At 74.1% G+C, this 24,203-nt stretch carries 24 protein-coding genes and 1 riboswitch; of the genes, 7 read left to right on the top strand and 17 right to left on the bottom strand.

Annotation, left to right across the window (positions count from 1 at the left end; all coding sequences use genetic code 11):
• Window positions 1–39 precede the first annotated feature (39 nt).
• The 5 genes from ACIOHG_RS22160 to ACIOHG_RS22140 all read right to left on the bottom strand — a co-directional run bounded on the left by ACIOHG_RS22160 (window position 40) and on the right by ACIOHG_RS22140 (window position 5,706).
• Window positions 40–726, bottom strand: coding sequence for a copper homeostasis protein CutC (locus ACIOHG_RS22160; RefSeq protein WP_400953227.1), 687 nt, complete (start codon window positions 724–726; stop codon window positions 40–42).
• 184 nt (window positions 727–910) lie between these two features.
• Window positions 911–1,858 carry a hypothetical protein gene (locus tag ACIOHG_RS22155; protein WP_400953226.1) on the bottom strand — a complete coding sequence of 316 codons (948 nt, stop codon included), beginning with the start codon at window positions 1,856–1,858 and terminating at the stop codon, window positions 911–913.
• Window positions 1,855–2,199 carry a PadR family transcriptional regulator gene (locus ACIOHG_RS22150; RefSeq protein ID WP_400953225.1) on the bottom strand — a complete coding sequence of 115 codons (345 nt, stop codon included), beginning with the start codon at window positions 2,197–2,199 and terminating at the stop codon, window positions 1,855–1,857. Before ACIOHG_RS22150 ends, ACIOHG_RS22155 begins: the two co-directional genes overlap by 4 nt.
• Before the next feature lie 79 nt (window positions 2,200–2,278).
• Entirely contained in the window at window positions 2,279–4,981 is a 2,703-nt protein-coding gene (locus tag ACIOHG_RS22145) for an FtsX-like permease family protein (protein ID WP_400953223.1), read from the bottom strand.
• Window positions 4,978–5,706: an ABC transporter ATP-binding protein gene (locus ACIOHG_RS22140; RefSeq protein WP_400953221.1), complete on the bottom strand. Its 729-nt coding sequence runs from the start codon at window positions 5,704–5,706 to the stop codon at window positions 4,978–4,980. Before ACIOHG_RS22140 ends, ACIOHG_RS22145 begins: the two co-directional genes overlap by 4 nt.
• A gap of 169 nt (window positions 5,707–5,875) precedes the next feature.
• Here ACIOHG_RS22140 and ACIOHG_RS22135 point away from each other — a divergent pair, with 169 nt between their 5' ends.
• Window positions 5,876–6,505: a hypothetical protein gene (locus tag ACIOHG_RS22135; protein WP_400953219.1), complete on the top strand. Its 630-nt coding sequence runs from the start codon at window positions 5,876–5,878 to the stop codon at window positions 6,503–6,505.
• A gap of 7 nt (window positions 6,506–6,512) precedes the next feature.
• Here ACIOHG_RS22135 and ACIOHG_RS22130 read toward each other — a convergent pair whose 3' ends face one another.
• The 7 genes from ACIOHG_RS22130 to thrC form a co-directional block, all read right to left on the bottom strand.
• A complete protein-coding gene (locus ACIOHG_RS22130; protein WP_400953217.1) occupies window positions 6,513–6,947 on the bottom strand; it encodes a DUF4031 domain-containing protein in 435 nt (144 codons plus the stop codon).
• Window positions 6,829–7,188: a hypothetical protein gene (locus tag ACIOHG_RS22125; RefSeq protein ID WP_400953215.1), complete on the bottom strand. Its 360-nt coding sequence runs from the start codon at window positions 7,186–7,188 to the stop codon at window positions 6,829–6,831. Before ACIOHG_RS22125 ends, ACIOHG_RS22130 begins: the two co-directional genes overlap by 119 nt.
• Window positions 7,189–7,210: 22 nt before the next feature.
• Entirely contained in the window at window positions 7,211–7,780 is a 570-nt protein-coding gene (locus tag ACIOHG_RS22120; RefSeq protein WP_400953213.1) for a Uma2 family endonuclease, read from the bottom strand.
• A gap of 156 nt (window positions 7,781–7,936) precedes the next feature.
• A complete protein-coding gene (gene groL / locus ACIOHG_RS22115; protein WP_400953211.1) occupies window positions 7,937–9,559 on the bottom strand; it encodes a chaperonin GroEL in 1,623 nt (540 codons plus the stop codon).
• 335 nt (window positions 9,560–9,894) lie between these two features.
• The gene (locus ACIOHG_RS22110) at window positions 9,895–10,101 is read right to left on the bottom strand and encodes a cold-shock protein (protein WP_400715168.1); all 207 of its coding nucleotides are present in this window, start codon (window positions 10,099–10,101) and stop codon (window positions 9,895–9,897) included.
• 609 nt (window positions 10,102–10,710) lie between these two features.
• Window positions 10,711–10,989 (bottom strand): MoaD/ThiS family protein, encoded by a 279-nt coding sequence (locus tag ACIOHG_RS22105; RefSeq protein ID WP_014137492.1) that lies wholly within the window; start codon window positions 10,987–10,989, stop codon window positions 10,711–10,713.
• Window positions 10,990–11,072: 83 nt separating this feature from the next.
• Entirely contained in the window at window positions 11,073–12,350 is a 1,278-nt protein-coding gene (gene thrC, locus ACIOHG_RS22100; protein WP_400953209.1) for a threonine synthase, read from the bottom strand.
• A gap of 17 nt (window positions 12,351–12,367) precedes the next feature.
• A riboswitch (SAM riboswitch) is annotated at window positions 12,368–12,495 on the bottom strand.
• A 138-nt stretch (window positions 12,496–12,633) separates the two neighbouring features.
• Between thrC and ACIOHG_RS22095 the strand changes: the two genes are divergently transcribed.
• Both ACIOHG_RS22095 and ACIOHG_RS22090 read left to right on the top strand, forming a co-directional pair.
• Complete coding sequence (locus tag ACIOHG_RS22095) at window positions 12,634–13,632, top strand: glucosyl-3-phosphoglycerate synthase (RefSeq protein ID WP_400953207.1); 999 nt, start codon at window positions 12,634–12,636, stop codon at window positions 13,630–13,632.
• A 235-nt stretch (window positions 13,633–13,867) separates the two neighbouring features.
• Window positions 13,868–15,334 carry a trehalose-6-phosphate synthase gene (locus ACIOHG_RS22090; protein WP_400953205.1) on the top strand — a complete coding sequence of 489 codons (1,467 nt, stop codon included), beginning with the start codon at window positions 13,868–13,870 and terminating at the stop codon, window positions 15,332–15,334.
• 19 nt (window positions 15,335–15,353) lie between these two features.
• Here the strand turns inward: ACIOHG_RS22090 and otsB are convergent, their stop codons facing one another.
• The 4 genes from otsB to ACIOHG_RS22070 form a co-directional block, all read right to left on the bottom strand.
• Window positions 15,354–16,199, bottom strand: coding sequence for a trehalose-phosphatase (gene otsB / locus ACIOHG_RS22085; protein ID WP_400953203.1), 846 nt, complete (start codon window positions 16,197–16,199; stop codon window positions 15,354–15,356).
• Window positions 16,200–16,244: 45 nt separating this feature from the next.
• Window positions 16,245–16,475, bottom strand: a complete 231-nt coding sequence (locus ACIOHG_RS22080) for a DUF3263 domain-containing protein (protein WP_400953201.1) — start codon at window positions 16,473–16,475, stop codon at window positions 16,245–16,247.
• 224 nt (window positions 16,476–16,699) lie between these two features.
• Window positions 16,700–17,968, bottom strand: a complete 1,269-nt coding sequence (locus tag ACIOHG_RS22075) for an extracellular solute-binding protein (RefSeq protein ID WP_400953199.1) — start codon at window positions 17,966–17,968, stop codon at window positions 16,700–16,702.
• A gap of 185 nt (window positions 17,969–18,153) precedes the next feature.
• Window positions 18,154–18,942 (bottom strand): DeoR/GlpR family DNA-binding transcription regulator, encoded by a 789-nt coding sequence (locus tag ACIOHG_RS22070; RefSeq protein WP_400953197.1) that lies wholly within the window; start codon window positions 18,940–18,942, stop codon window positions 18,154–18,156.
• Window positions 18,943–19,107: 165 nt separating this feature from the next.
• On the opposite strand from ACIOHG_RS22070, the gene ACIOHG_RS22065 reads away from it, so the two are divergent.
• From ACIOHG_RS22065 to ACIOHG_RS22050, 4 genes are all read left to right on the top strand, one after another.
• Window positions 19,108–20,028, top strand: a complete 921-nt coding sequence (locus ACIOHG_RS22065) for an SIS domain-containing protein (RefSeq protein ID WP_400953195.1) — start codon at window positions 19,108–19,110, stop codon at window positions 20,026–20,028.
• A gap of 134 nt (window positions 20,029–20,162) precedes the next feature.
• Complete coding sequence (locus tag ACIOHG_RS22060) at window positions 20,163–21,095, top strand: ROK family protein (protein WP_400953193.1); 933 nt, start codon at window positions 20,163–20,165, stop codon at window positions 21,093–21,095.
• The gene (gene nagA, locus ACIOHG_RS22055) at window positions 21,092–22,267 is read left to right on the top strand and encodes an N-acetylglucosamine-6-phosphate deacetylase (protein ID WP_400953191.1); all 1,176 of its coding nucleotides are present in this window, start codon (window positions 21,092–21,094) and stop codon (window positions 22,265–22,267) included. The genes ACIOHG_RS22060 and nagA overlap by 4 nt, the downstream gene beginning before the upstream one ends.
• A 100-nt stretch (window positions 22,268–22,367) precedes the next feature.
• Window positions 22,368–23,225: a ketose-bisphosphate aldolase gene (locus ACIOHG_RS22050; protein ID WP_400953384.1), complete on the top strand. Its 858-nt coding sequence runs from the start codon at window positions 22,368–22,370 to the stop codon at window positions 23,223–23,225.
• A gap of 21 nt (window positions 23,226–23,246) precedes the next feature.
• Here ACIOHG_RS22050 and ACIOHG_RS22045 read toward each other — a convergent pair whose 3' ends face one another.
• Window positions 23,247–24,170, bottom strand: coding sequence for a hypothetical protein (locus ACIOHG_RS22045; RefSeq protein ID WP_400953189.1), 924 nt, complete (start codon window positions 24,168–24,170; stop codon window positions 23,247–23,249).
• Window positions 24,171–24,203 lie beyond the last annotated feature (33 nt).

The raw sequence follows: 24,203 nt of genomic DNA, 5'->3' as shown, positions 1-24,203 counted from the left end.
CCTGTCGGTGCGCTCGCTCAGCCCCCGTTCAGCCCCCGGTCAGCCCCCGATGAGCTCGCGCCAGTGCGCGACCTTCGCCGGGTCGACCGCGCCCGTCCAGCCGCCCGCGCGGGCCGCACCGCCGATGTGGAAGGCGTCGAACCCGGCCGCGCGGAGGTCGGGGACGTGTTCGGCCCGGAGGCCGCCGCCGACCAGGATCCGCTGGCGGTAGCCGGGCTCGCCGGCCTTGGCGAGTTCGCCGGCCAGCACCTCGCGGCCGGCGTCGACGCCCGCCGCCGCGCCGGAGGTGAGGAAGGTGTCGAGGCCGGGGAGGTCGGCGACGGCGGCGCGGACCTCGGAGCGGTCGGCGCTGTGGTCGACGGCCCGGTGGAAGGTCCAGTGGCAGCCGGCCACCGCCTCGGCGAGGGTGCGGGTGGCGTCGAGGTCCACCGAGCCGTCGGCGGCGAGGAAGCCGAAGACGAACTCCTCGGCGCCCTCGGCGCGCAGCGCGGCGGCCCGCCGGAGCAGTTCGTCGAGGTCGCCGGGGGTGAAGCCGTCCCGGATGCGGAGCATGACGCGCAGCGGCAGGTCGACGGCGGCGCGGATCGCGGCGAAGTCCCGGACGTCGGGGGTGAGCCCGTCGGCGGCCATGTCGGTGACCAGTTCGAGGCGGTCGGCGCCGCCCGACTCGGCGGCCCTGGCGTCCTGGGGGGTCAGCGCGATGACTTCGAACATTGGTCTAGACATATCCGATAGCGTGCCACATCCGTCCGCGCCGGGCGAGCCCTCTCGGCCGTTCGGCGGGACGTCCCCCGGCGTTCGCGTCCCGTTCGTCCCGGTCCGCCGGATCGGTGCCCCGCGGACCGTACGCCCGAGGCCGGGCCCCGGAGCGGTGTCCGCTCTCCGGGCCCGGCCTCGGGCGTACGGGGTATCAGATTTCCAGGGCCCGCTCCCGCCGTCCGCCGGCCAGCGCCCGGGCGGCCAGCAGCAGCGTGGCGGAGCCGAGCAGCACGGCGGGCGCCAGCCGCCACATGCCGCCGACCTCCTCCCAGAGCGAGAAGAGGCTGAACGCGGCGGTCAGCGGCATCACGGCCAGGCCGAGCGCGGCGGGCAGCAGCCGGTCCCGGGCGGCGAACAGCACCAGCAGCAGCGGGACCACCAGTAGGAGCAGCGGCCACCAGTCGTCCATCAGGTTGCGGGTGTCGTAGGCCCCCTGGGCGCGGGTGACGGCGAACCCGGCGGCCGCGCCGGCCAGCACCAGCAGCCGGTCGGTGCGACCTCGCGACTCCAGCAGTTCGGCGGGGGCGGCGGCCAGCATCGCCCCGCCCAGCAGGTACGGCACCAGGGCGGTCGCCAGGTAGAGGAAGAACCAGTAGTCGCCATGCTGGACGTCGCAGTACTGGACGGCGGCGAAGCCGAGCCGGACGGCGGCGAGCAGCGCGACCCCGGTGCCCAGCACCCGGGCGGCCCGCCAGGCGCCGGTGGCGACGGCGGCGGCGAGCAGCAGCGGGACGACGGCCAGGCCGAGGATCGCGAGGTTCTCCACCAGCTCGTTCACGGGGGCGTGCAGGCCCGCGCGGGCGGCCCCCTGCACGTGCAGCAGCCGACTGTCGCCGAAGCCGGGCAGTGCGCTGAGGCCGACCAGGGTGCCGGCCAGCAGCGGGGCGGCGACGGCGAGCAGCCGGCCGCCGAGGGCGGTGGCGGTCAGGCCGACCCGCATCCGCAGGCCGTAGCCGGCCAGGTCGAGCGCCTCGCGGGCGGTGGCGAGCCGGCCGGCGCCCTCGGTGGTGTCGGCGAAGACCTCGGCGAGTTCGGCGCCCCGGTCGCGGCGGTAGCGGGCGGGGTAGAGCGCGAGGGCGGTGCGCAGGGCGACGCTCATGCCGTCGCCCCCTCGGGCGCGACGAGGCCGCCGAGGCGGCGCTGCGCCTCGGCGGCGACGGTGCGCAGCCGTTCGGCCTCGGCGGCCAGCAGGCCGCGTCCGCCGTCGGTGAGGGCGTAGGTCCGGCGGGCCCGGCCGTCGACGATCTCCTCGGCGGAAACCTCGATCAGGCCCTGCTGGAGCAGCCGGTCGAGCGCGCCGTACAGGGTGCCGGTCCGCATCTTCACCCGCCCCCCGGAGATCGCGTCGATCTCCTGGATCAGCGCGTATCCGTGCCGGGGGGCGTCGGCGAGGGCGGTGAGCAGCAGCAGCGTGGGCTCCTGCATGGCGCGTTCGGTCATACGACTACATATATCGCCGAACTGCCTATCCGCGCCAGCCTGCCCGACGGCCGGACCCGCCCGGCCGGCACCCCGTCCGCTACCCGCGCCGGCCCGAGGTGTCGTCCCGGCGGGCCGCGCCGAGCAGGCCGGCCAGCAGCGGCAGGGCCAGGGCCAGCAGTCCGATGCTCGCCCAGGGGACGTCGGCGGGGTTCAGCACGGTGGGCGCGCCCAGCACGCCGGCCACCCGGGAGCGCAGCAGGGCGTAGGCGGGGACGAAGCCGCTGACGGTGCCGAGCAGGGCGCCGAACAGGACGATCAGTCCGGCCTGGAGCCCGGCGACGGTGCGCCGGGTGCGGGGGCGGGCCCCGATCGCCGAGAGCACGGCGCGCTCCCGGCGGGCGTCGGCGGCGGCCAGCGCGGTGGAGACCATGGCGGCGCCGAGCACGACCAGGGCCGCGAAGCCGCCGATGGCGAGCTGCATGGCGCTGTCCTTGGCCCGGAAGCCGCGTTCCACCAGCAGCTGGGAGTGCGGGGCGAGCCGGGCGACGGTGGCGGCGGCGCGCTGTTCGGCGCGCTCGGCGACCGGTCCGGCGGGCAGCCAGATCGCCCCGGCGGGCGCGGTCTTCAGGCCGAGCCGCTCGATCGTCTGCGGCGGGACCACCACCGGCGCGTAGCGCTGTCCGGCGGGGCGCTCGACCAGGACGGCGTCCACCTGGAGGGTCTTCAGTTCCATGGCGTTGCCCTGCATCTGGAGCACCACCTTGCCGTCGTGCAGGTACGCGGGGTCGGTGACCACGGCCTTGCCCGCGCCGAGCGCGGTCTCGGCGGCGGGGTCGCGCAGCGCCAGCAGGTTGTGCAGCACGGCGGCGTCGCCGACCACCGCGGAGCGTCCGCGGCTCTCCTCGAAGGACTTGCTCCCCTGCGCCGTCACCATCGACTGGCAGTTGTCGCAGAACACGTAGACGGCCTGGTAGAGGTCGGCGCGCTCGCCGAGGTCCGGGATGTCCTGGGGCACGGCGGTGCGCAGCTGCGGCATCGCGTCGGCGTCGCCGTACAGGTCGATCCGGACCGCGCCGGGGGGCTGGTCGAGCCGGTACATGGCCCGGTCCTGGGCCTCGGCGCCGGCGGTGTGGACGCCGACGGCGACCGCCCCGGCGACGGCGGCGAGCACCGCAGCGACGGCGGGCGCCGTCCGGGAGCGGTGCCGGGAGGCGTCCCGCAGGGCGAGCCGGGGGCCGACCGGGAGGTGGCGGGCGAGCCGGCCGAGGCCGGCCAGCAGCAGCGGGATGAACAGCAGCAGGCCGAGTTCGGCGAGCACGCCGCCGGTGAGCACGGACAGCGTGCGGACGGACAGCCCGCCGAGCACCGGCATCCCGCCGACGGGGGCCAGCACGGCGCCGTACAGGGCGAGCGCGGCGCCCGCGGCGGCGACGGCGAGGCCGAGCGGCGGCACCCAGCGGGCGGAGCGGCGCACCGGGTCGCGGTCGGTCAGCCCGGCCAGCACCTCGCGGCGGCCGGCCTGCAGGGCGGGCAGCAGGGCGGCGGCGAGCGCGGTGGTGACGCCGACCAGCAGGATCACCAGCAGGTCGAGCGGACGGAGCGTCAGGGCGCCGAAGCGGCTGCCGCCCCAGGCCTCGATCTGCGGGCGCAGCACGGCGACCAGGCCGGTGCCGAGCACCGCGCCGAGGGCGGCGCCGACCGCGCCGAGCACCAGGCCGCCGCCGAGCACCACGGCCCGGACGTGGCCGGGGCGGCCGCCGGCCGCGCCGAGCAGGGCGAGCTGGCGGCGGGCCCGGCGGGCGCCGACCGCGAACGCCGGACCGGCCAGCAGGGCGACCTCCAGCAGCGCCATCGCGGCGGTGGTGGCGATGGTCATCACCCGGCGCTCGCGCTCCTCCTTCTCGGTGACGCCCTCCTCGGCCCGCAGCGCGCCGGCGGGCGGGTGGGCGGCGACCTGACGGCTCGCCATGGTGTAGCCGTAGCGGTTGAGTTCGGTGACCTTGTCCCAGCCCAGTGCGGCGCCGGCGGGCAGGGTGACCAGCCAGGCGGCCTTGCGGGCGGCGGCCTGCTCGGCGCCCTCGGTCTTCGGGGCGATGCCGGCGGCGGCCATCGCGGCGTCCAGCGGCCGGTACAGCTCGCCGGGGCGGGCGACCAGTTCGACCTTGTCCAGCTCGGCGGGGTGCTCGACCACGCCGGTCAGCCGGAACGGGGTGGACTCCAGGCCGCGGAAGACCGCGCTGTCGCCGATCCGCAGGCCGGTGGCGGTCAGGAAGCCCGCGGTGACGGCGGCCTCGTGCGGGGCGGCGGGGGCGCGGCCGGAGACCAGGTCGATCCGGCCCTGCCAGAGCTGCCCGGTCAGGTCGGCCTCGAAGGTGTCGACGGAGGCCAGGCCGTCCTTGCTGCCGACCACCGCGATCGGGCCGGTCCGGGCGGGGGTGAGGGTGCTGCCCTGCGGCAGCAGCTCGCGGAGCAGGACCTCGGGTTCGGTCTCGACGGCGCGCTTGTGCTCGGCGCTGGGCGGGTCGGCGGGGCGGCTCGGCCGGAAGCGCACGCCGTCCGCCGGGAAGACCGCCTGTTCGAGGGCGGTGCCGGGGTCGTGGGCGCCGATCAGCGCGTCGGCCCGGCCCATCAGCCGGTCGGCGCGCTCGGCGGGGGCGAGCTGGGTGCTGCGGTGGACCACGTCGACGCCGGTGGCGCCGAGCACGGGCAGCGCGATCATCGCGGCGACCAGGGCGCTGCGGCCCTTGGACCGCCAGGCGTCGCGGCGGGCGATCCGGAGCAGGGGGCGCCAGGTGCTCATCGGGCCGCTCCCGTCCGCTGCGGGGCGCGGTGCACGGCCTCGTCGACGATCCGGCCGTCGCGCAGGAAGACCACCCGGTCCGCCCAGGCCGCGTGGGTGGCGTCGTGGGTGACCATCATGGCGGCGGCGCCCGCGTCGCAGCGGGCCCGGAGCAGTTCCAGCACGGCCTCGCCGGTGGCCGAGTCCAGTGCGCCGGTCGGTTCGTCGGCCAGCACCAGGCGGCGTTCACCGACCAGCGCCCGGCCGATGGCGACCCGCTGCTGCTGGCCGCCGGACATGTCCTCGGGGAACCGGTCGGCGAGTTCGCCGATGCCGAGTTCGGCGAGCGCGGCCAGCGCCTCCTTGCGGGCGGTGCGGGCGGGGACGCCGTCCAGCTCGCGCGGCAGGGCGATGTTCTCGGCCGCGGTCAGCGACGGGAGCAGGTTGTAGGACTGGAAGACGTAGCCCACCGAGCGGCGGCGCACGTCGGCCAGCCCGGCCCGGCCCAGGCCCTCCAGCGGGACGCCCTCGACCAGCACCCGGCCGGTGGACGGGCGGTCCAGGCCGCCGGCCAGCGCGAGCAGGGTGGACTTGCCGGAGCCGGAGGGCCCCATCACGGCCAGGAACTCCCCGGCCCGCACCTCCAGGTCGATCGGGTGCAGGGCGTGCACCTCGGCGGCACCCTTGCCGTGCACGCGGCCGACGCCTTCCAGGCGCAGGACGGCCTGCGCGAGTGATCCGGTCATGGCTCCCCCTCGGAACAGCGGAACGTCTTGCATACCGAGTATGTATAGCCGCTGCTCGTCGAGTACTCAAGTCTGCGACATAAGTCGGCGAACTACATATAGGCTAGGTCACACCGCGGGGACGGCGGCACCGGCCCGGCGGGAACCCGGAGGGAGCAGAATGGCCGCCATGACCGCCTCGCTGTCCGCTCGCTGGCACGACCTGCTCACCCGCTGCGGCGCCACCGCCGACCCCGGGCCCTACGCCGACGACCTGCTCGCCCGCTGGGCCGAGCCGCAGCGCCACTACCACACCACCGCCCACCTGGCGGCGGTCCTGGACCGGGTCGACGAGCTGGCCGGGCACGCCGACGACCCGGACGCCGTCCGGCTGGCCGCCTGGTTCCACGACGCCGTCTACCGGCCCGACCGCTCCGAGAACGAGGAGCGCAGCGCGAACCTCGCCTGCCGCGCCCTGCGCGAGGCGGGCCTGCCCGAGCCCCTGGTGCACGAGGTCGCCCGCCTGGTCCGCCTCACCACCACCCACCACCCCGACCCCGGCGACCGCAACGGCGAGGTGCTCTGCGACGCCGACCTCGCCGTCCTCGGCGGCCCGCCCGAGGCGTACGCCGCCTACACCGCGGCGATCCGCGACGAGTACTCCTTCGTCCCCCCGGACGCCTTCCGCGAGGGGCGCACCGCGATCCTGCGCCAACTCCTCGCCCTGCCCGCCCTGTTCCGCACCCCCGAGGCGCACGCGCGCTACGACGCGCGGGCCCGCGCCAACATGCGCGCCGAACTGGACCGGCTCACGGCCTGACGGACCCTCACCCGCCGTGCTTGCGCACCCGCAGCCCGGCCGCCGTCAGCCGGGCCACCAGCTCCCGGCTGGCCACGGGGGTGGCGCCCAGTGCCAGCGCCTTCTCGTACCAGTGCGCCGGGATGTCGAAGGGGGTCCCCCCGGCCGAAGGCTGGGGGAGATCGCGCTCGAAGCCCTTCGCGGGAGCGCCCAACTCGGCGGCGAAGGCGTGCAGTTCGGCCAGCGAGACGTCGCTGACCAGGTGCGACCACCACTTGCCGTACCCGGGCCAGTCAAGGGCCCCTCCTGCCCGATGGCGGGCAAGGAGGGTGGGTCGATCAGGATCACGCCAGCCCGCCGACGGGCGCCACGACCACCCCGCGCTTCCCGCACACCCAGTGCGGGTCCGGCCCCAACTCGGGCTCGACGCCCAGCGCGTGCGGGTCGTCCTCCTCCTCGGCACAGGCGATGCACAGCGGCCACCGCCCGTAGGACTCCAGCAGCGCGTCCTGCACGTCCTGCGCGATCAGCCCGAGCACGAACTCGCAGCCCGCGGGCCACTGTTCGAGCCACCACCGGCGATGGGTGACGGCATCCTCCACCAAGGACACGATCGCCGCCTCCGCGACGTCCCGGGAGGTCAGGTCGGCGAGGATCAGCGCCCGCGCGTTGTGCAGGGCGGCTTCGATGTCGGAACTGGCCATCCGCCCATTGTCCCGCACCCCGCTACGGCACCGGAAAACCCGCCGTCTCCAGTACGACCCCGAACGGCTCCGGCAGTTCGATGGGCTTCCCGAACGGCACCCGCACACTCTGCCCGTACGCCCCGTCGGACGGCTCCGAGTAGAGCGTCACCGTCGGCCCGGGCTGGTCGAAGCGGTCGACCAGCAGATAGAGCGGCACAGGCGCGTGCGCGTAGCCCCAGAGCTTCTTCGTCCGGTCCTGCCGGGCCGTGCTGCGCGAGGTGATCTCGACGGCCAGCAGCACGTCCGCCGCGTCGATCGGGTCGTCGTCCTCCCCGCTGCGGAGCACAGCCTCCGCCACCACGGCCAGGTGGGGAACGCACAGTTCCCTCCACCCCACGATCGCCACGCCCAGCCGCTGGTAGACGCCGACCTCGTCCGGCAGCCGCCGTGTCAGCACCTTGTGCAGTTCCGCAGCGATGCGGACGTGGCCTATGCCGGGCGGTGGCGTCAGGACGATCCGCCCCTCCGTGATCTCGGCGCGCCAACCCTCGGGGACGTCGAGCGTCCGCCACGCACCCAGCAAGTAGGCCCAGTCCTGGTCGAGTTCCACCGTCACCCTCCTGCCGGCCACGGTACGGACCGCAGGGGCACTCTGCACCGACCCGTCCCACGAAAGGGTGACGCGGGCGGGAACGCCGTGAGGGCGGCCTCCCGAAGGAGGCCGCCCTCACGAGCGAACGTGTGGAACGTTCCGATCCCGAGGGGATCAGAAGTCCATGTCACCGCCCGGCATGCCGCCGCCGGCGGCCGCGGCGGCCTTCTCCGGCTTGTCGGCGATGACGGCCTCGGTGGTGAGGAACAGGGCCGCGATGGAGGCGGCGTTCTGCAGGGCGGAGCGGGTGACCTTGGCGGGGTCGATGATGCCGGAGGCGATCAGGTCGACGTACTCGTTGGTCGCGGCGTTCAGGCCGTGGCCGGCGGGCAGGTTGCGGACCTTCTCGACCACGACGCCGCCCTCGAGGCCGGCGTTGGTCGCGATCTGCTTGATCGGGGCCTCCAGGGCCACGCGGACGATGTTGGCACCGGTGGCCTCGTCGCCCTCCAGCTCCAGCTTGTCGAACGCGACACCGGCCTGCAGCAGGGCGACGCCACCACCGGCGACGATGCCCTCCTCGACGGCGGCCTTGGCGTTGCGCACCGCGTCCTCGATGCGGTGCTTGCGCTCCTTGAGCTCGACCTCGGTGGCCGCGCCGGCCTTGATGACGGCCACGCCGCCGGCCAGCTTGGCGAGGCGCTCCTGGAGCTTCTCGCGGTCGTAGTCCGAGTCGGAGTTCTCGATCTCGGCGCGGATCTGGTTGACCCGGCCGGCGACCTGGTCGCTGTCACCGCCGCCGTCGACGATGGTGGTCTCGTCCTTGGTGATGACGACCTTGCGGGCGGTGCCCAGCAGGTCCAGGCCGGCGTTCTCGAGCTTGAGGCCGACCTCCTCGGAGATCACGGTGCCGCCGGTCAGGATGGCGATGTCGCCGAGCATGGCCTTGCGGCGGTCGCCGAAGCCCGGGGCCTTGACGGCGACGGACTTGAAGGTGCCGCGGATCTTGTTCACGACCAGGGTGGAGAGGGCCTCGCCCTCCACGTCCTCGGCGATGATGACGAGCGGCTTGCCGCTCTGCATGACCTTCTCCAGCAGCGGGAGGAGGTCCTTGACCGAGGAGATCTTGGAGTTGGCGATGAGGATGTACGGGTCCTCGAAGCTCGTCTCCATGCGCTCCAGGTCGGTGGCGAAGTAGGCGGAGATGTAGCCCTTGTCGAAGCGCATGCCCTCGGTGAGCTCGAGCTCCAGGCCGAAGGTGTTGCTCTCCTCGACGGTGATGACGCCTTCCTTGCCGACCTTGTCCATCGCCTCGGCGATGAGCTCGCCGATCTGGGTGTCGGCGGCCGAGATCGAGGCGGTGGAGGCGATCTGCTCCTTGGTCTCGACGTCCTTGGCCTGGGCCAGCAGCTGGTCGGAGACGGCGACGACGGCCTTCTCGATGCCGCGCTTCAGGGCCATCGGGTTGGCGCCGGCGGCGACGTTGCGCAGACCCTCGCGGACGAGCGCCTGGGCGAGCACGGTGGCGGTGGTGGTGCCGTCACCCGCGACGTCGTCGGTCTTCTTGGCGACCTCCTTGACGAGCTCGGCGCCGATCTTCTCGTACGGGTCCTCGAGCTCGATCTCCTTGGCGATGGAGACACCGTCGTTGGTGATGGTGGGGGCGCCCCACTTCTTCTCCAGGACGACGTTGCGACCCTTGGGGCCGAGCGTGACCTTCACGGCGTCGGCAAGCTGGTTCATGCCACGCTCAAGGCCGCGGCGGGCTTCCTCGTCAAAGGCGATGATCTTGGCCATCAGAAGTGGTCCTCCGGGACACGGTCGACTGCTCGGACCAAGGGGTGCCCGCGACGGACGGCCCAGGAAGCGGGGGTCCCTTCCCCTACCGCCTCCGGAGCCTCACCGGCCCGGTCCGTTTGTCACTCTCACACTGCGAGTGCTAACGCCAATGATTAGCACTCTCGGGTGTCGAGTGCAAGCCCATTCGCCCGCGCCAACGGTCCCGCCGGGAAACCCCCGGGGTCGCCCCCGGACCGCCGCCGGAGGCCCGGAACGGCCGACGGGCCTGCCCCCGGACGCGATGCGTCGGGAACAGGCCCGCCGGGCCGTGCGCTTGCGGTCTTCCGGTGCCGTCAGGCGCCGGGGGCGCGGACCATGTCGGCCTGCGGACCCTTCTGACCCTGCGAGATCTCGAACTCGACCCGCTGGCCCTCTTCCAGGGTGCGGTAGCCGTCCATCTGGATCGCGCTGTAGTGGACGAACACGTCCGCTCCACCGTCGACCGCGATGAAGCCGTAGCCCTTCTCGGCGTTGAACCACTTGACGGTGCCCTGAGCCATTCCGAACTCCCCTTGTGCTGTGCTGGCCCTTCAGAGATCCGCGGACGCGGACCCGGAGGTCTGGAAGGCCGGCCTGGGGACTCCCCCCCGTACGGCGCAGCCTCTGTCGCGGCTGAATGTATCCGGATATGCGCCCTCTGCAACAGGCCCAAATTTCCGGGAATGGCCAAGCAGGGCAAGGGATATGACGGGGCGAAAGGCGCATCGGCCGACAATTGCCACCGGGCATAACGGACGCACCACCGCAAATCGCCGGCATAATTCTGACGGCGGCCTGACAGAACGGTCGGCGGACGGTCCGGCTCGCGTCTCGGAAGCCGGGACGGAAGGCGGCGCTGAACGGGCGGGGCACGGTGCGGTGCGCGGGCTGCGCCGGAGTGCGGGGCGGTGCGGAAAATCAGGATTGAAACGGTCCGCGACGGGGAACGCCCGCACCGGCACTCTACCGCTCCGCCCCGAGCGGAATTCCAGCGGCCCACCAGGTGGGAAACCCCCGGCATTCGGCCGATACACAGGCCGATACGTGCGCGGATACGCCCGGAGCCGCCGCCGGACGGGCCGGAAAAGCAATTCCGGGTCCGGCGGCGGCTCCGTGAATGCGCTGGGGCCTCAGCAGCCGCCGGCCACCGCGGGGATGATCGACACCGAGGCACCGTCCTTGATCTCGGTCTCCAGGCCCTCGGCGAAGCGCACGTCGTCGTCGTTCACGTACACGTTGACGAAGCGGCGCAGCTTGCCGGTGTCGTCCAGCAGGCGGGCGGCGATGCCCGCGTGGTTCGCCTCCAGGTCCGCGATGACGGCGGACAGGGTGGCGCCCTCGGCGGTGACCTCGGCGGCGCCGCCGGTGTAGGTGCGCAGGATGGTGGGGATGCGGACGGTGGCGCTCATGCGGTGCTCCTCGGGCGTACGGCGGCGTCGGGTGGGGGTGCGGGGGGTGTCAGGCGGTGGCGAGGCCAGTGGCGCGGCTGCGCTCAATCGAGAATTCCGCTGGCGCGGAGGGCCTCCAGCGTCGGGCTGATCACGGCGGTCAGGCCGGCGTCGGCGACCGCGTCGAGGGTCTTCAGGCCGTCGCCGGTGTTGATCGCCACGGTCTCCTTGGCCGGGTCCAGCTGGCCGGTCTCGACCAGCTTCTTCAGCACGCCGACGGTGACCCCGCCCGCGGTCTCGGCGAAGATGCCCTCGGTCCGGGCCAGCAGCTTGATCGCCTCGACCACCTCGGCGTCGGTGACGTCCTCGACCGCGCCGCCGGTACGGCGGGCGATGTCCAGCACGTACGGGCCGTCGGCCGGGTTGCCGATCGCCAGCGACTTCGCGATGGTGTCCGGCTTGACCGGCTTGATCACGTCCCGGCCGGCCTTGAAGGCGGCGGAGACCGGGGAGCAGCCCTCGGCCTGGGCGCCGAAGATCTTGTAGGGGCGGTCCTCGACCAGGCCGAGCTTGATCAGCTCCTGCAGACCCTTGTCGATCTTGGTGAGCTGGGAGCCGGAGGCGATCGGGATCACGATCTGCTCGGGCAGCCGCCAGCCGAGCTGCTCGCAGATCTCGAAGGCCAGCGTCTTCGAGCCCTCGCCGTAGTACGGGCGGAGGTTGACGTTGACGAAGCCCCAGCCCTCGCCGGCCGGGTCGCCGATCAGCTCGGAGCAGAACCGGTTCACGTCGTCGTAGTTGCCGTCGATGCCGATCAGCTCGCCGCCGTACACGCCGGCCATCACGACCTTGCCCTGCTCCAGGTCGTGCGGGATGAACACGCAGGACTTGAAGCCGGCCCGGGCGGCGGCGGCGCCCACCGCGCCGGCCAGGTTGCCGGTGGAGGAGCAGGAGAGGGTGGTGAAGTCGAAGGCGCGGGCGGCCTCGATCGCGCAGGCCACCACCCGGTCCTTGAAGGAGTGGGTGGGGTTGCCGGAGTCGTCCTTGATGTGCAGCTGCGCGGTGAAGCCCAGCTCGCGGCCCAGGTTGTCGGCCTTGACCAGCGGGGTCCAGCCCGGGTTCAGGTTCGGCTTGCCCGCGACATCGGCCGGGACGGGCAGCAGCGGGGCGTAGCGCCAGATCGACGCCGGGCCGGCCTCGATCCGCTTGCGCAGCTCCTCGGCGTCGTGGCCGGTGTAGTCGTAGGCGATCTCCAGCGGGCCGAAGCACTCCAGGCAGGCGAAGCTCGGGCCGAGCGGGAAGCGCGTGCCGCACTCCCGACAGGACAGCGCGGTGGCCGGACCGAGGTCGACGGCGGTGGGTGCGGCGGTGTCAACAGCCATGGTGGCGAGGCCCTTTCTCCTCATCTTCCCCGGAACGCGGTCGCGTCCGGGACGGAATTGGCACCTGTCCCGCCGGGCCTGCTGGCCGCACGGGAGGGTTGCCGGGACTTCAACGGGCCGTTCCCTCAGTCCCTCTGGATGAGCTGTGTGAAGTTGTGGTCGTACGCTGCGAGCGACCCCGACGTGCGAAGGTCCGACCGCAGTACGAAGACTGTATCCGAAGGCGGCTGCGGACCCACCCGGCGTCCGACACCCGAGACGAACCGAGACAGGGAGCGAGACCTTGGCCGAGCAGCCCGAGCCCGGGGTACTGCCGGAGGTGGCCGACTGGCTGCGCCGCAGGTCGTGGACGGCGGCCGACCGGCCGCTGGCCGCCCTGCTCGCCGCCAAGCGCGCCGCCGGCCCGGCCGGCACGGTCTCCGTGGTGCTGCCCGCGCTGGACGAGGAGCCCACCGTCGGCGCCATCGTCGGCGCGATCCGGACGGAGCTGATGGAGCGTCACCCGCTGGTCGACGAACTGGTGGTGGTCGACTCCGGCTCGGTGGACGGCACCGCCGCGGCGGCGGCCGCGGCGGGCGCCCGGGTGGTGCACCGCGACGGCGTGCTGCCCCGGCTGCCGGCCGGCCCCGGCAAGGGCGAGGTGCTGTGGCGGGCCCTGTACGCCACCCGCGGCGCGATCGTCTGCTACGTGGACGCCGACCTGCGCGAGTTCGACCCGGCGTTCGTCTCCGGCATCGTCGGCCCGCTGCTCACCGACCCCGGCCTGCAGCTGGTCAAGGCGATGTACGACCGGCCCTTCGAGGCCGACGGCGCGGTCGTCCCGGCGGGCGGCGGCCGGGTCACCGAGCTGGTCGCCCGCCCGCTGCTCAACCTGCACTGGCCGCAGCTGGCCGGCTTCGTACAGCCGCTCGGCGGCGAGTACGCGGCCCGCCGCAGCCTGCTGGAACGGCTGCCCTTCCCGACCGGCTACGGCGTCGAACTCGGCCTGCTGGTCGACGCGTTGGAGCTGGTCGGGCTGGACGCGCTGGCCCAGGTCGACGTCGGCGTCCGGCACCACCGCCACCAGGACGGCCAGGCCCTGGGCCGGATGGCCGCCACCATCTACCGCACCGCCCTGGAGCGCCTGGACCGCACCGACCGCCTGAAGGCCGGCCCGGACCTGGTCCGCCCCCTGCTCACCCAGTACACCCGCACCCCCGCGGGCTTCACCCCGCGCACCCACCCCGTCCCGACCTCGGAACGCCCCCCGATGGCCACCGTCCCGGAGTACCGCAACCGCTGACCGGCGGCCCCGGTTCGGCCTGCCGCACCCGTTCACCTCCGGCTGCCTGCTGACCCCGCCCGCCGCAGTCGCGCTCGCCCTGTTCCTCCGTCCGCCGTGGCTGCCCGGTTTCGTGCCGGTCCGCTACTCCGGGCCGCCGGTGGGCTCCGTGGGCGGCGGGTGAGCACCCACTGTTCACCTGCGGCGGGCCGCGCCGAGTGGTTTGCCCCGCCGGTCGCACGGCAAGGTTGGCTGTATGGCCGATCACGTGACCGAACGTCCCGAGTCGTCCGGAGCCGCCCCGATCCTGGTGGCCTCCAACCGCGGGCCGGTGTCCTTCCGGGTGGAGGACGACGGTGCCCTGAGCCTGCGCAGAGGCGGCGGCGGGCTGGTCTCCGGCCTGTCCGCGATCGACGACCCGTCGGCGGTGTGGGTGTGCGCCGCGCTCTCCGACGCCGACCGCACCGCCGCCCGGCAGGCCCCCGACGGGCGGCTCGACCTGGCCGGGCACGACGTCGGCGGACAGGCCGTCCGGATGCTGGACATCGACCCGGAGACCTTCGCCCGCGCCTACAACGGCGTCGCCAACTCCACCCTGTGGTTCGTCCACCACCTGCTGTACGAGACGCCGGTCGAGCCGGCCTTCGGCGCGGAGTTCCGCACCGAGTGGGCCGCCTACCTCGCCTACAACACCGCCTTCGCCCAGGCGCTGGCCGCCGAGGCCGCCCCCGGCGCGGCCGTGCTGATCCAGGACTACCACCTGTCGCTGGCCCCGGCGCTGCTCCGGGCCCGCCGCCCCGACCTGCGGATCGGCCACTTCTCGCACACCCCGTGGGCCCCGCCGGACTACTACCGGCTGCTCCCCGACGACGTCGCCGCCGCCGTCCTGGAGGGCATCCTCGGCGCCGACCGGGCCGCCTTCCTGACCCGCCGCTGGGCGCTCGCCTTCGCCGACTGCTGCGAAGCCGTCCTCGGCGCCGAGGTCGACCGCGGGGCGCTGACCGTCACGCACGCGGGCCGCACCACCCGGCTCGGCGTGCACGGGCTCGGCGCCGACGGCGACTTCCTGCGCGAGCGCGCCCACCGGCCCGACGTGGACGAGCGGCTGGCCGCCCTGCGCGCGGCCGTCGGCGACCGGCGCACCGTGGTCCGGGTCGACCGCACCGAGCTGAGCAAGAACATCGTCCGCGGCCTGCTCGCCTACCGGCACCTGCTGCGCACCCGCCCCGAGTGGCGCGACCGGGTGGTGCACGTCGCCTTCGCCTACCCCTCGCGCACCGACCTGGCCGCCTACCGCGACTACACCGCCGAGGTCGGCCGGCTCGCCGCCGAGGTGAACGCCGAGTTCGGCACCGCCGACTGGCAGCCCGTCCTGCTGCACCTCGACGACGACTTCCCGCGCTCGCTGGCCGCGTACCGGCTCGCCGACGTCGCCCTGGTCAACCCGATCCGGGACGGCATGAACCTGGTCGCCAAGGAGGTCCCGGTGGTCTCCGACCGCGGCTGCGCCCTGGTGCTCTCCCGCGAGGCCGGCGCGTACGCGGAACTCGCCGAGGACGCGATCACCGTCAACCCCTTCGACGTGGTCGCCACCGCCGACGCGCTGGCGGAGGCCCTCGCCATGCCCGCCGCCGACCGCGCCGACCGCACCAAGCGCCTCGCCGCGGCCGCGACGGCCCTCCCGCCCCAGCAGTGGTTCCTGGACCAGCTGAACGCCCTCTGACCCGCTCGCCCCGCCTCGGTCAGCTCAGCAGCTCCGCAAGGGAGTTGAGCACCTCCACCACCCCCGCCGGCCCCGCCACCACCAGGTCGGCGCGGTCGGCGAGGGCCGCGACCGGGGGTTCGCCGGTGACGGGGCCGCTGCAGACCAGCAGGCCGGGGAGGCCGGCCTCGCGGCGGCGGGCGACCTCCGCGTAGGCGGCCAGGTCGCCGAGGTCGTCGCCGGCGAACAGCACCGGGCCGGCGGCCCGCTCGGTGAGGAAGCCGTGCAGCGCGGCGCCCTTGTCGACGCCCGGCGGCCGCAGTTCGAGGACCATCCGGCCGGGTTCGACCACCAGTCCGTGCCGGTCCGCCAGCTCGCCGAGCGGGAGCCGGAGCCGCTCCAGCAGCCCGTCGGGGTCGGGGGCGCGCCGGGTGTGCACGGCGATCGCCCGTTCCTTGTCCTCCACGAACGTCCCCCCGGGGACGTCCAGGGCGGCGAGCAGCCCGGGCAGCGCCGCCCGGACGGCGGCGACGCCGGGCGGCGGCGGGGCGGCGGTGACGGCACCGGTCGCGGCGTCCCAGCGCTCGGCGCCGTAGTGGCCGAGGACGGTGAGGCGGTCCAGTCCGGGGGCGCCGGCGAAGCCGCCGTGCGCGACGGCGGTGGCGGCGGGGCGCCCGGTGACGATGACGACGGCCCCGACCAGCGGGGCGAGCGCGCCGAGCGCGGGGACCACGCCGGGGTGGGCGCGGGCCTGTTCGGGGTCGGCGACGATCGGGGCGAGCGTGCCGTCGAAGTCGAGTCCGACGACGGCGCGGCGCGGGTCGGCGAGCAGGCCCGCGAGTCCGTCGCGGCCGGCCGGGGACGTGAGCTGTTCGGCGATTCCCATGCCCGAGACGCTACCGGCCGGCGGGCCCGGGCGGGCGGTGTCCGGTCACTGCCGGGCCTCGCGCCGGGCCTGCCGGACCCGGCGCAGCCGGTTGACCAGGACGGGGTCGTGGGCGAGCGCCTCGGTGCGGTCGAGCAGGGCGTTGAGCAGCTGGTAGTAGCGGGTGGCGGAGATCCCGAGCTCCTGCCGGATCGCCTGTTCCTTGGCGCCGGCGGTCCGCCACCCGCGGGCTTCCAGGGCGAGCACCGCCCGGTCGCGTTCGGTCAGTTCGGCCATGCCCCCAGGCTAGGCCCTCTCTTTCGGATCTTGTCGGATCAGCGCGCGTCGTCGGGCGCCCGGCTGGGAGTGCCGGCGGAACGCCCTCGTACTGGGTGTACTTGGGTGTTTCGCCGGTGCTTCCAGGCGGGATGATCCGGCGGCGCGCGCCCGGCAAGATCCGAAAGAGAGGGCCTGGGCGCCCGGGGTGTCGGCCCCCGCCCTCCCGGCCCGGCCGCCCCTGGTCAGCCGCTCTTGCGGGCCCGGGAGGACTCGGCGGCGGCGGAGCTCTGCAGCTCGCCGAGCACCCCGTCCCCGTTGCCGCCGGAGCGGACCACCTCGCCCATCCGCTGCTTGAGCAGGCTGCTGACCTTGTCCCAGGAGGGGTCGCCGTAGGGGTAGAAGTTGGCGGTGGGCAGCACCTTGAGGAACTCGGTGAGGTCCTGGTGCGCGGGGTTGGCGGACAGCTCGTCGAGGGTGTCCTGGGTGACCGGGAGCAGGTTGTACTCCTCGTCGAACTTGAGGGTGTTCTGCTTGCTGAGGGTGAAGTTGAGGAACTTCTTGATCTCCGCCCGGTGCCCGTTGGCCTTGAAGGCCATCAGCCAGTCGGCGACGCCGAACGCGACGGGCTTGACGGTCTTGTCCTTGCGCGGGATCGCGGCGGTGCCGAACTGGACCTTGCCGGCGGCGGCCTTGAGCAGGCCGGGGTGGCCGTTGAGCATGGCGACCTTGCCGTTGACGAAGTCCTCGAAGGCGGTGGCCCGGTTGACCTTGCCGGGGTCGGCGTAGGTGAGGCCCTTGTCGACCAGGTTGGTGCGCAGCCACTTGAAGGTCTCGCGGTTGGGCTGGCTGTCGACGGTGTAGTTGCCGACGTTGTCGGAGAGCGCGCCGCCGCCGCTCATCGACCAGATCATCGACTCGGCCTGGGCCTCCTCGGGGCCGAGCGGCAGCGCGTACGGGGTGACGCCGGGGACCTTCGCCTTGACCTGCTCGGCGTCCTTGCGCAGCTCCTCCCAGGTGGTGGGCGGGGCGGTGATGCCGGCCTTGTCGAAGATCGCCTTGTTGTAGACGAACACCCGGCTGGAGGAGATGAACGGGATGCCGTACTGGCTGCCGAGCACCTGCCCGGCCTTGCTGAAGGAGTCGAGCAGGTTGGCCTGGGTGTCGATGGAGAGCACGTCGCCGACGGGGTAGAGGCGGTCGGCGGTGACCTGTTCGGCGAAGCCGCCGGTCTGCACCACGTCGGGGATCTTGCCGTCGGCGATCAGCTGGGCGACGTGCTTGTCGATGTCGGCCCAGGGGACCACGTCGACCTTGACCTTGACGTCGGAGTTGGCGGCCTCGAAGTCCTTGGCGAGCTGGGTCCAGTAGGCGGTGCTGGAGTTCGCCGGGTCGTCGCCGTAGTCGGCGGCGACCACGGTGAGCGTCACCCCGTTCGCGCCGGAGACGAAGCCGCAGCCGGTGAGCAGCAGACATCCGACGAGGGGCAGGGGGAGCAGCGCTGTTCGCTTCAAGGGGGACCGCCTTCGGGAGGGTGACAGCGGCGACCTTGACAGCCCCTCGCCGTAGTGGTCCATACCTGTAGTGACGGAAGTTATCGAAGTGTCAGGTCCCGTTGCGCCCAGCGCAACACGGAGTGCTTTTCCGTCCGCTATGCGGAAACCGGCCGGGCCAAAACGGTCACAGCCGGCCCGAACCGTCAGGCGGTCAGGACGGTGACCCCGGCCTCGGCGAAGGCGGCCGCCAGTTCGGCCGGGACCTGCTCGTCGGTGACCAGGGTGTCGACCCGGTCCAGGCCGCAGATCCGGGCGAAGGCGCGACGGCCGAGCTTGGAGGAGTCGGCGGCCACCACGACCCGGCGGGAGCGCTCGGCGAGCAGCCGGTTGATCGCCGCCTCGCCCTCGTGGTGGGCGGTGGCGCCGTGCTCGGTGTCGATCGCGTCGACGCCCAGCACCGCGGTGTCCAGCGCGAGTTCGCCGAGCACCTGGGCGGCCAGCGGGCCGATCAGCTCGTAGGACTGCGGGCGGGCCACGCCGCCGGTGACCACGATCTTCACCTGCGGACGGACCGTCAGCTCGTTGGCGATGTTGAGCGCGTTGGTGACCACAGTCAGGCTCTGGCCGCTCTCGCCCTGCTCGGCCAGGTCGGGGCGGACGGCGAGCGCCCGGGCCACCTCGGTCGTGGTGGTGCCGCCGTTCAGGCCGACCACCTCGCCGGGTTCGACCAGGCCGGCCACCAGCGCGCCGATCCGCTGCTTGGCGTCGGCGTTGCGGGCGGTCTTGTAGCGCAGCGGCAGGTCGTAGGAGACGCTGTGCGCCACCGCGCCGCCCCGGGTCCGGGTGACCATCTGCTGGCGGGCCAGCTGGTCCAGGTCGCGGCGGATGGTCGCGGCCGAGACGTCCAGCGCGCCGGCCGCCTCCTCCACGTCCAACTTGCCGTGTTCGGCCAGCAGTTCCAGCAGTGCGTTCCAACGTTCGTACCTGGACACCGTCCTGCTCCTCCCGACCGTGCGGTTCGCGGTCGGGACAGCTTCGCACACCGGGAGCCCTCCCGATGCATTGCGCACTCATGCTCGAAACAGCTATAAATCAATCAGCTTTGCGCACACAGTCAGCTCCATCGAAGCCAGCCGAAGCCAGAGGAGTCCCCACCCATGCCGCACCCGTCCCTGACCGGCGAGGAGATCGCCACCCAGCCCGAGAACTGGCGCACCGCCGCGGCGCTGGCGGCGACCGGCCCGGCCGGCCTGCCGCGGCGCGGCGAGCGGGTGGCCGTGGTCGGCTGCGGCACCTCCTGGTTCATGGCCCAGGCGTACGCCGCGCTGCGCGAGACCGGCGGCCACGGCGAGACCGACGCCTTCGCCGCCTCCGAGTTCCCGCTGGGCCGCCGCTACGACCGGGTGCTGGCGATCACCCGCTCCGGCACCACCACCGAGGTGCTGCGCCTGCTGGCCGCCACCGACCTGCCCAGCACCGCGATCACCGCCTGCCCGGACCAGCCGGTCGCGGCGGTGGCCGGCGAGCTGGTCGACCTGGGCTTCGCCGACGAGTCCTCGGTGGTGCAGACCAGGTTCGCCACCACCGCGGTCGCCCTGCTCCGGGCCCACCTGGAGACCGAGGGCGCGCTGCCGGCCGGCGTCGCCACCGTCGAGCAGGCGGCCGCGGACGCCGAGCGGGCCGTGGCCTGGCAGGTGCCGAACGCGCTGGTCGCGCTGGAGCAGATCTCCTTCCTCGGCGCGGGCTGGACCAACGGCCTCGCCCAGGAGGCCGGGCTGAAGATGCGCGAGGCCGCACTGGCCTGGACCGAGGCGTACCCGGCGATGGAGTACCGGCACGGCCCGATCTCGATCACCGCCCCCGGCCGGGCCGCCTGGGCCTTCGGCGAGCTGCCGGACGGCCTGGCGGACGAGGTGGCGGCGGTCGGCGGCACGCTGGTGGCCGACTCGCGGACCGGCGGCCTGGACCCGCTGGCCGACCTGGTCCGGGTGCACAAGCTGGCCGTCGCGCTGGCCGAGCACCGCGGCCTGAACCCCGACCGGCCGCGCAACCTGACCCGCTCCATCGTGCTGTCCTGACCTCCGGGGCGGCCCGCCCCGGAACGCAAAACCCCCAGGAGACTCCAAAGAGCGATAAACCTCACCTCTCCGGACCAGACCAATCGAGCAACTGGACTAGACCTCTTCGACCCGGCCAAGGGAAACTGTCCCCCGTGAAGCACGTCATCGCACTCGATGTAGGCGGCACCGGCATGAAGGCCGCGCTGGTCGCCCAAGACGGCTCCGTGCTGTTCGAAGCACGCCGACCGACCGGGCGGGAGCACGGCACGGACGCCGTCGTCGCCACCATCCTCGACTTCGCCGCCGACCTGGCGCAGGAGGGCCGCACCCGGTTCGGTGCCGCCCCCCTCGCGGCGGGCGTCGCCGTGCCGGGAACGATCGACGAGAAGAACGGGATCGCGGTCTTCTCCGCGAACCTGGGCTGGCGCGACCTGCCGATGCGCAAGCTGCTCGGCGAGCGCCTCGGCGGCATCCCCGTCGCCCTCGGCCACGACGTCCGCTCCGGCGGGCTGGCCGAGGGCCGGATCGGCGCCGGACGGGGAGTCGACCGCTTCCTGTTCATCGCCCTGGGCACCGGCATCGCCGGCGCGATCGGCATCCACGGCGCGATCGAGGCGGGTGCGCACGGCTACGGCGGCGAGATCGGCCACGTGGTGGTCCGCCCCGGCGGGCCGCTGTGCGGCTGCGGCGCCCGCGGCTGCCTGGAGACCCTGGCCTCGGCCTCCGCGGTCTCCCGCGCCTGGGCCGGGGCCAGCGGCGACCCGGAGGCCGACGCCGCCGCCTGCGCGAGCGCCGTCGACGCCGGCGACCCGCGGGCGGTCGAGGTCTGGCAGGTCGCGGTCGACGCCCTCGCCGACGGCATCGTGCTGGCCCAGAGCCTGCTCGACCCGTCGACGGTGATCGTCGGCGGCGGGCTGGCGGAAGCCGGTGACACGCTCTTCACCCCCCTGCGCGCCGCGGTCTCCGAGCGGTTGACCTTCCAGATGCCCCCGAAGGTCGTACCGGCCATGCTCAAAGACACCGCCGCGTCCCTGGGCGCAGGCTTGCTCGCCTGGGATCTGCTCTCCATGGAGGTGACCGCGTGACCGCGGACCGAACAGCACTGGCCGGAGCCCGACTGGTCCTGCCCGGCGGGGTGATCGACGGCGGCCGGCTCTCCGTCGAGGGCACCCGCATCGCGGGCCTCGGCGGCGAGGTGGAACCCGGCGACCTCGACCTCACCGGGTACACCGTCGTCCCCGGCTTCGTCGACCTGCACGTGCACGGCGGCGGCGGCGCCTCGTACGCCTCCGGGATCGCCGAGGAGGCGCTCACCGCCGCCCGCACGCACCTGGAGCACGGCACCACCACGACGATGGCCTCCACCGTCACCGGCGAGATCGACGAGGTCTGCCGGCAGGCGGCGGTGCTCTCCGAGCTGGTGGAGGACGGCGTCCTGGCCGGCATCCACTTCGAGGGCCCGTTCATCTCGCACAACCGGTGCGGCGCCCACCGCCCCGACCTGCTGCGCGACCCCGACCCGGCGCTGGTGCGCAAGCTCGCCGACGCCGGCCGCGGCCACACGAAGATGTTCACCCTGGCCCCGGAGCTGCCCGGCGGCCTGGAGTCGGTCCGGATGCTGTCCGACCTCGGCATCATCGCTGCCGTCGGCCACACCGACTCCGACTACGAGCACACCCTGCGGGCGATCGACGCCGGCGCCACCGTCGCCACCCACCTGTTCAACGCGATGCCGGGCATCCAGCACCGCGCCCCCGGCCCGATCGTCGCCCTGCTGGAGGACGAGCGGGTCACCGTCGAGCTGGTCAACGACGGCGTCCACCTGCACCCCTCGGTGCTGGAACTCGCCTACGGCACGGCCGGCGCCGAGCGCGTCGCGCTGATCACCGACGCGATGGGTGCCGCCGGCATGGGCGACGGCCTCTACCCGCTCGGACCGCTCCAGGTCCGGGTCGAGGACGGCGTCGCCCGCCTGGTCGAGGGCGGCTCCATCGCCGGCTCCACCCTCACCCTGGACGTCGCCTTCCGGCGCGCCGTCACCGTGCTCGGCCTGTCCCTGAACCAGGCCGTCACCTCGCTGTCCACCGTCCCGGCCCGGCTGATGGGCCTGGGCGACACCCTCGGCACCCTGGAGGCCGGAAAGAACGCCGACCTGGTCGTCCTCGACTCCGACAGCTACGAACTCGCCGCCGTCATGCGCCGCGGCGAGTGGATCGTCGGCGCGGACCGCTTCGCCAGGGCCGGCAACCCGGCCTGACCCGCCGCCGCCCCGCACCGGGGCCGGCCGGGCCTCCCACCACGGAGGGGTGAGCAGCGGAACCTGCGCCTCACTGCTCACCCCACCGGGAGAACCCGCCGTGCCGCTCGTCCCCACCTCCGACCTGCTCGCCGCCGCCGTCGCCGAACGCCGCGGCCTGCCCGCCTTCAACGTGATCACCCTGGAGCACGCCGAGGCGATCGCCGCCGGCGCCGAGGCCGCGGGGACGCCCGTCGTCCTCCAGCTCAGCCAGAACGCGGTCGCCTTCCGCGGCGGCCGCCTGCTGCCGATCGCCCGCGCCTGCGCCGAGGTCGCCGCCGCCGCGACGGTCCCCGTCTCGCTGCACCTGGACCACGTCGAGGACGTCGACCTGCTGCGGGCCGCGCCCGCCGCCGGGTTCTCCTCCGCGATGTTCGACGCCTCCGCGCTGCCGCACGACGAGAACGTCAAGGCCACCGCCGAGGCCACCGCCTGGGCGCACCGCCACGGCCTGCACCTGGAGGCCGAACTCGGCCGGGTCGGCGGCAAGAACGGCGAGGCCCCGCTCGGCGCGCACGCCCCCGGCGCCCGCACCGACCCCGCCGAGGCGGCCCGCTACGTCGCCGACACCGGTGTGGACTCGCTCGCGGTGGCGGTCGGCTCCTCGCACGCGATGACCTCGCGGACCGCCTCGCTCGACCACGCGCTGATCCGCGAACTGGCCGCCGCCGTCCCCGTCCCGCTGGTGCTGCACGGCAGCTCCGGCGTGCCGGACGAGAGCCTGGCGGCGGCGGTCGCGGCCGGCATGGTCAAGATCAACATCGGGACGGCGCTGAACCTCGCCTACACCCCCGCCGTCCGCGCCCACCTGGCCGCCCACCCGGCGGCCAGCGACCCCCGGCCCGGCCTGAGCGCGGCCCGGACCGCCATGGCGGCGACCGTCGAGCAGCTGGCCCGGGTGGTCTCCGCCCGGTACTGAGCGCGCCCCGCCGCCCCCGCCCTACCGGGTCGGGTACGTGTTCACCGACATCGGGGTGAGCGCGACCTGGTCCAGCAGGACGGGGGCGGCGCCCGCCGGCAGGGTCACCGTGATGGTGTTCGGGCCGGCCTGCAGGGTGGGCCATATGTTGGTGCTGAACCAGGACATCGCCGGGTCGGTGTTCTTCCCGTAGTTCTTCAGGACCACCCCGTTGGGGTGCTCCTTGCCGTTGACCAGCACCTGCGCGGGCTGGTCGGCCCCGGTGTTGTTGAAGTGCAGCCACAGCTTGGCCTGGCCCGCGGTGTCGGCGTTGACCGTCCAGGTGACGGTGGAGCCGCCCTGCAGGGTCAGGTACGAGCCGTCCGCGGAGACCGCGCCCTTGACCGAACTGTCGGTGCCCGCGCCCTGCGCCTGCAGCTTGGTGGCGTCGCTGATCGGCGCCGACGGGGCGCTGGCGCTGGCCGACGGGCCGGCCCCGGCCGCGCCGGTGCCGGCGGGCGCCGGCGCGCCGGTGGTGTGACCGACCGAGGCGGCCCGGTCCTTGTCCTTCTTGTCCTCGCCGCCGCCGGAGAGCGCGACGCCCGCGCCGATCGCGATCGCCGCGACCACCGCGACGGCGCCGATGACGGCGGCCTTGCCGCGCCCCATCGGCCGGTCCTCACCGGGCCGGGGGCGGGAGCGCTCGGCGTACCGGCTCTGCTGCGGCGGCAGCGCCGCGGTGGGCTCCGCGCCGGGGCCGGGGCCGTACCCGGGCGGCGGGCCGGGCTGCTGGTACGCGGGCCGCTCGCCGTAGGTGGCGCGGCCGACCTCCATCGGGCGCTGGTACCCGGTGCGGGGGCGTTCGGCGGCCGGCTGCTCGCCGTCGGCGGGCCGGTACAGGTAGGCGAAGGGGTCGTCCTGGCCCGCCTCGTCGGGCGCTGCGCCGTTGTCGCCGGGCGTGGTCACGGTCAACTCCCCAGTACTGGATGTGCTGCGTAC

This window comes from Kitasatospora sp. NPDC088134 (genome assembly GCF_044741705.1).
GTDB lineage: Bacteria > Actinomycetota > Actinomycetes > Streptomycetales > Streptomycetaceae > Kitasatospora.
The sequence above is the reverse complement of the archived record's forward strand: the minus strand, read 5'-3'. Positions and strand labels throughout refer to the sequence as shown.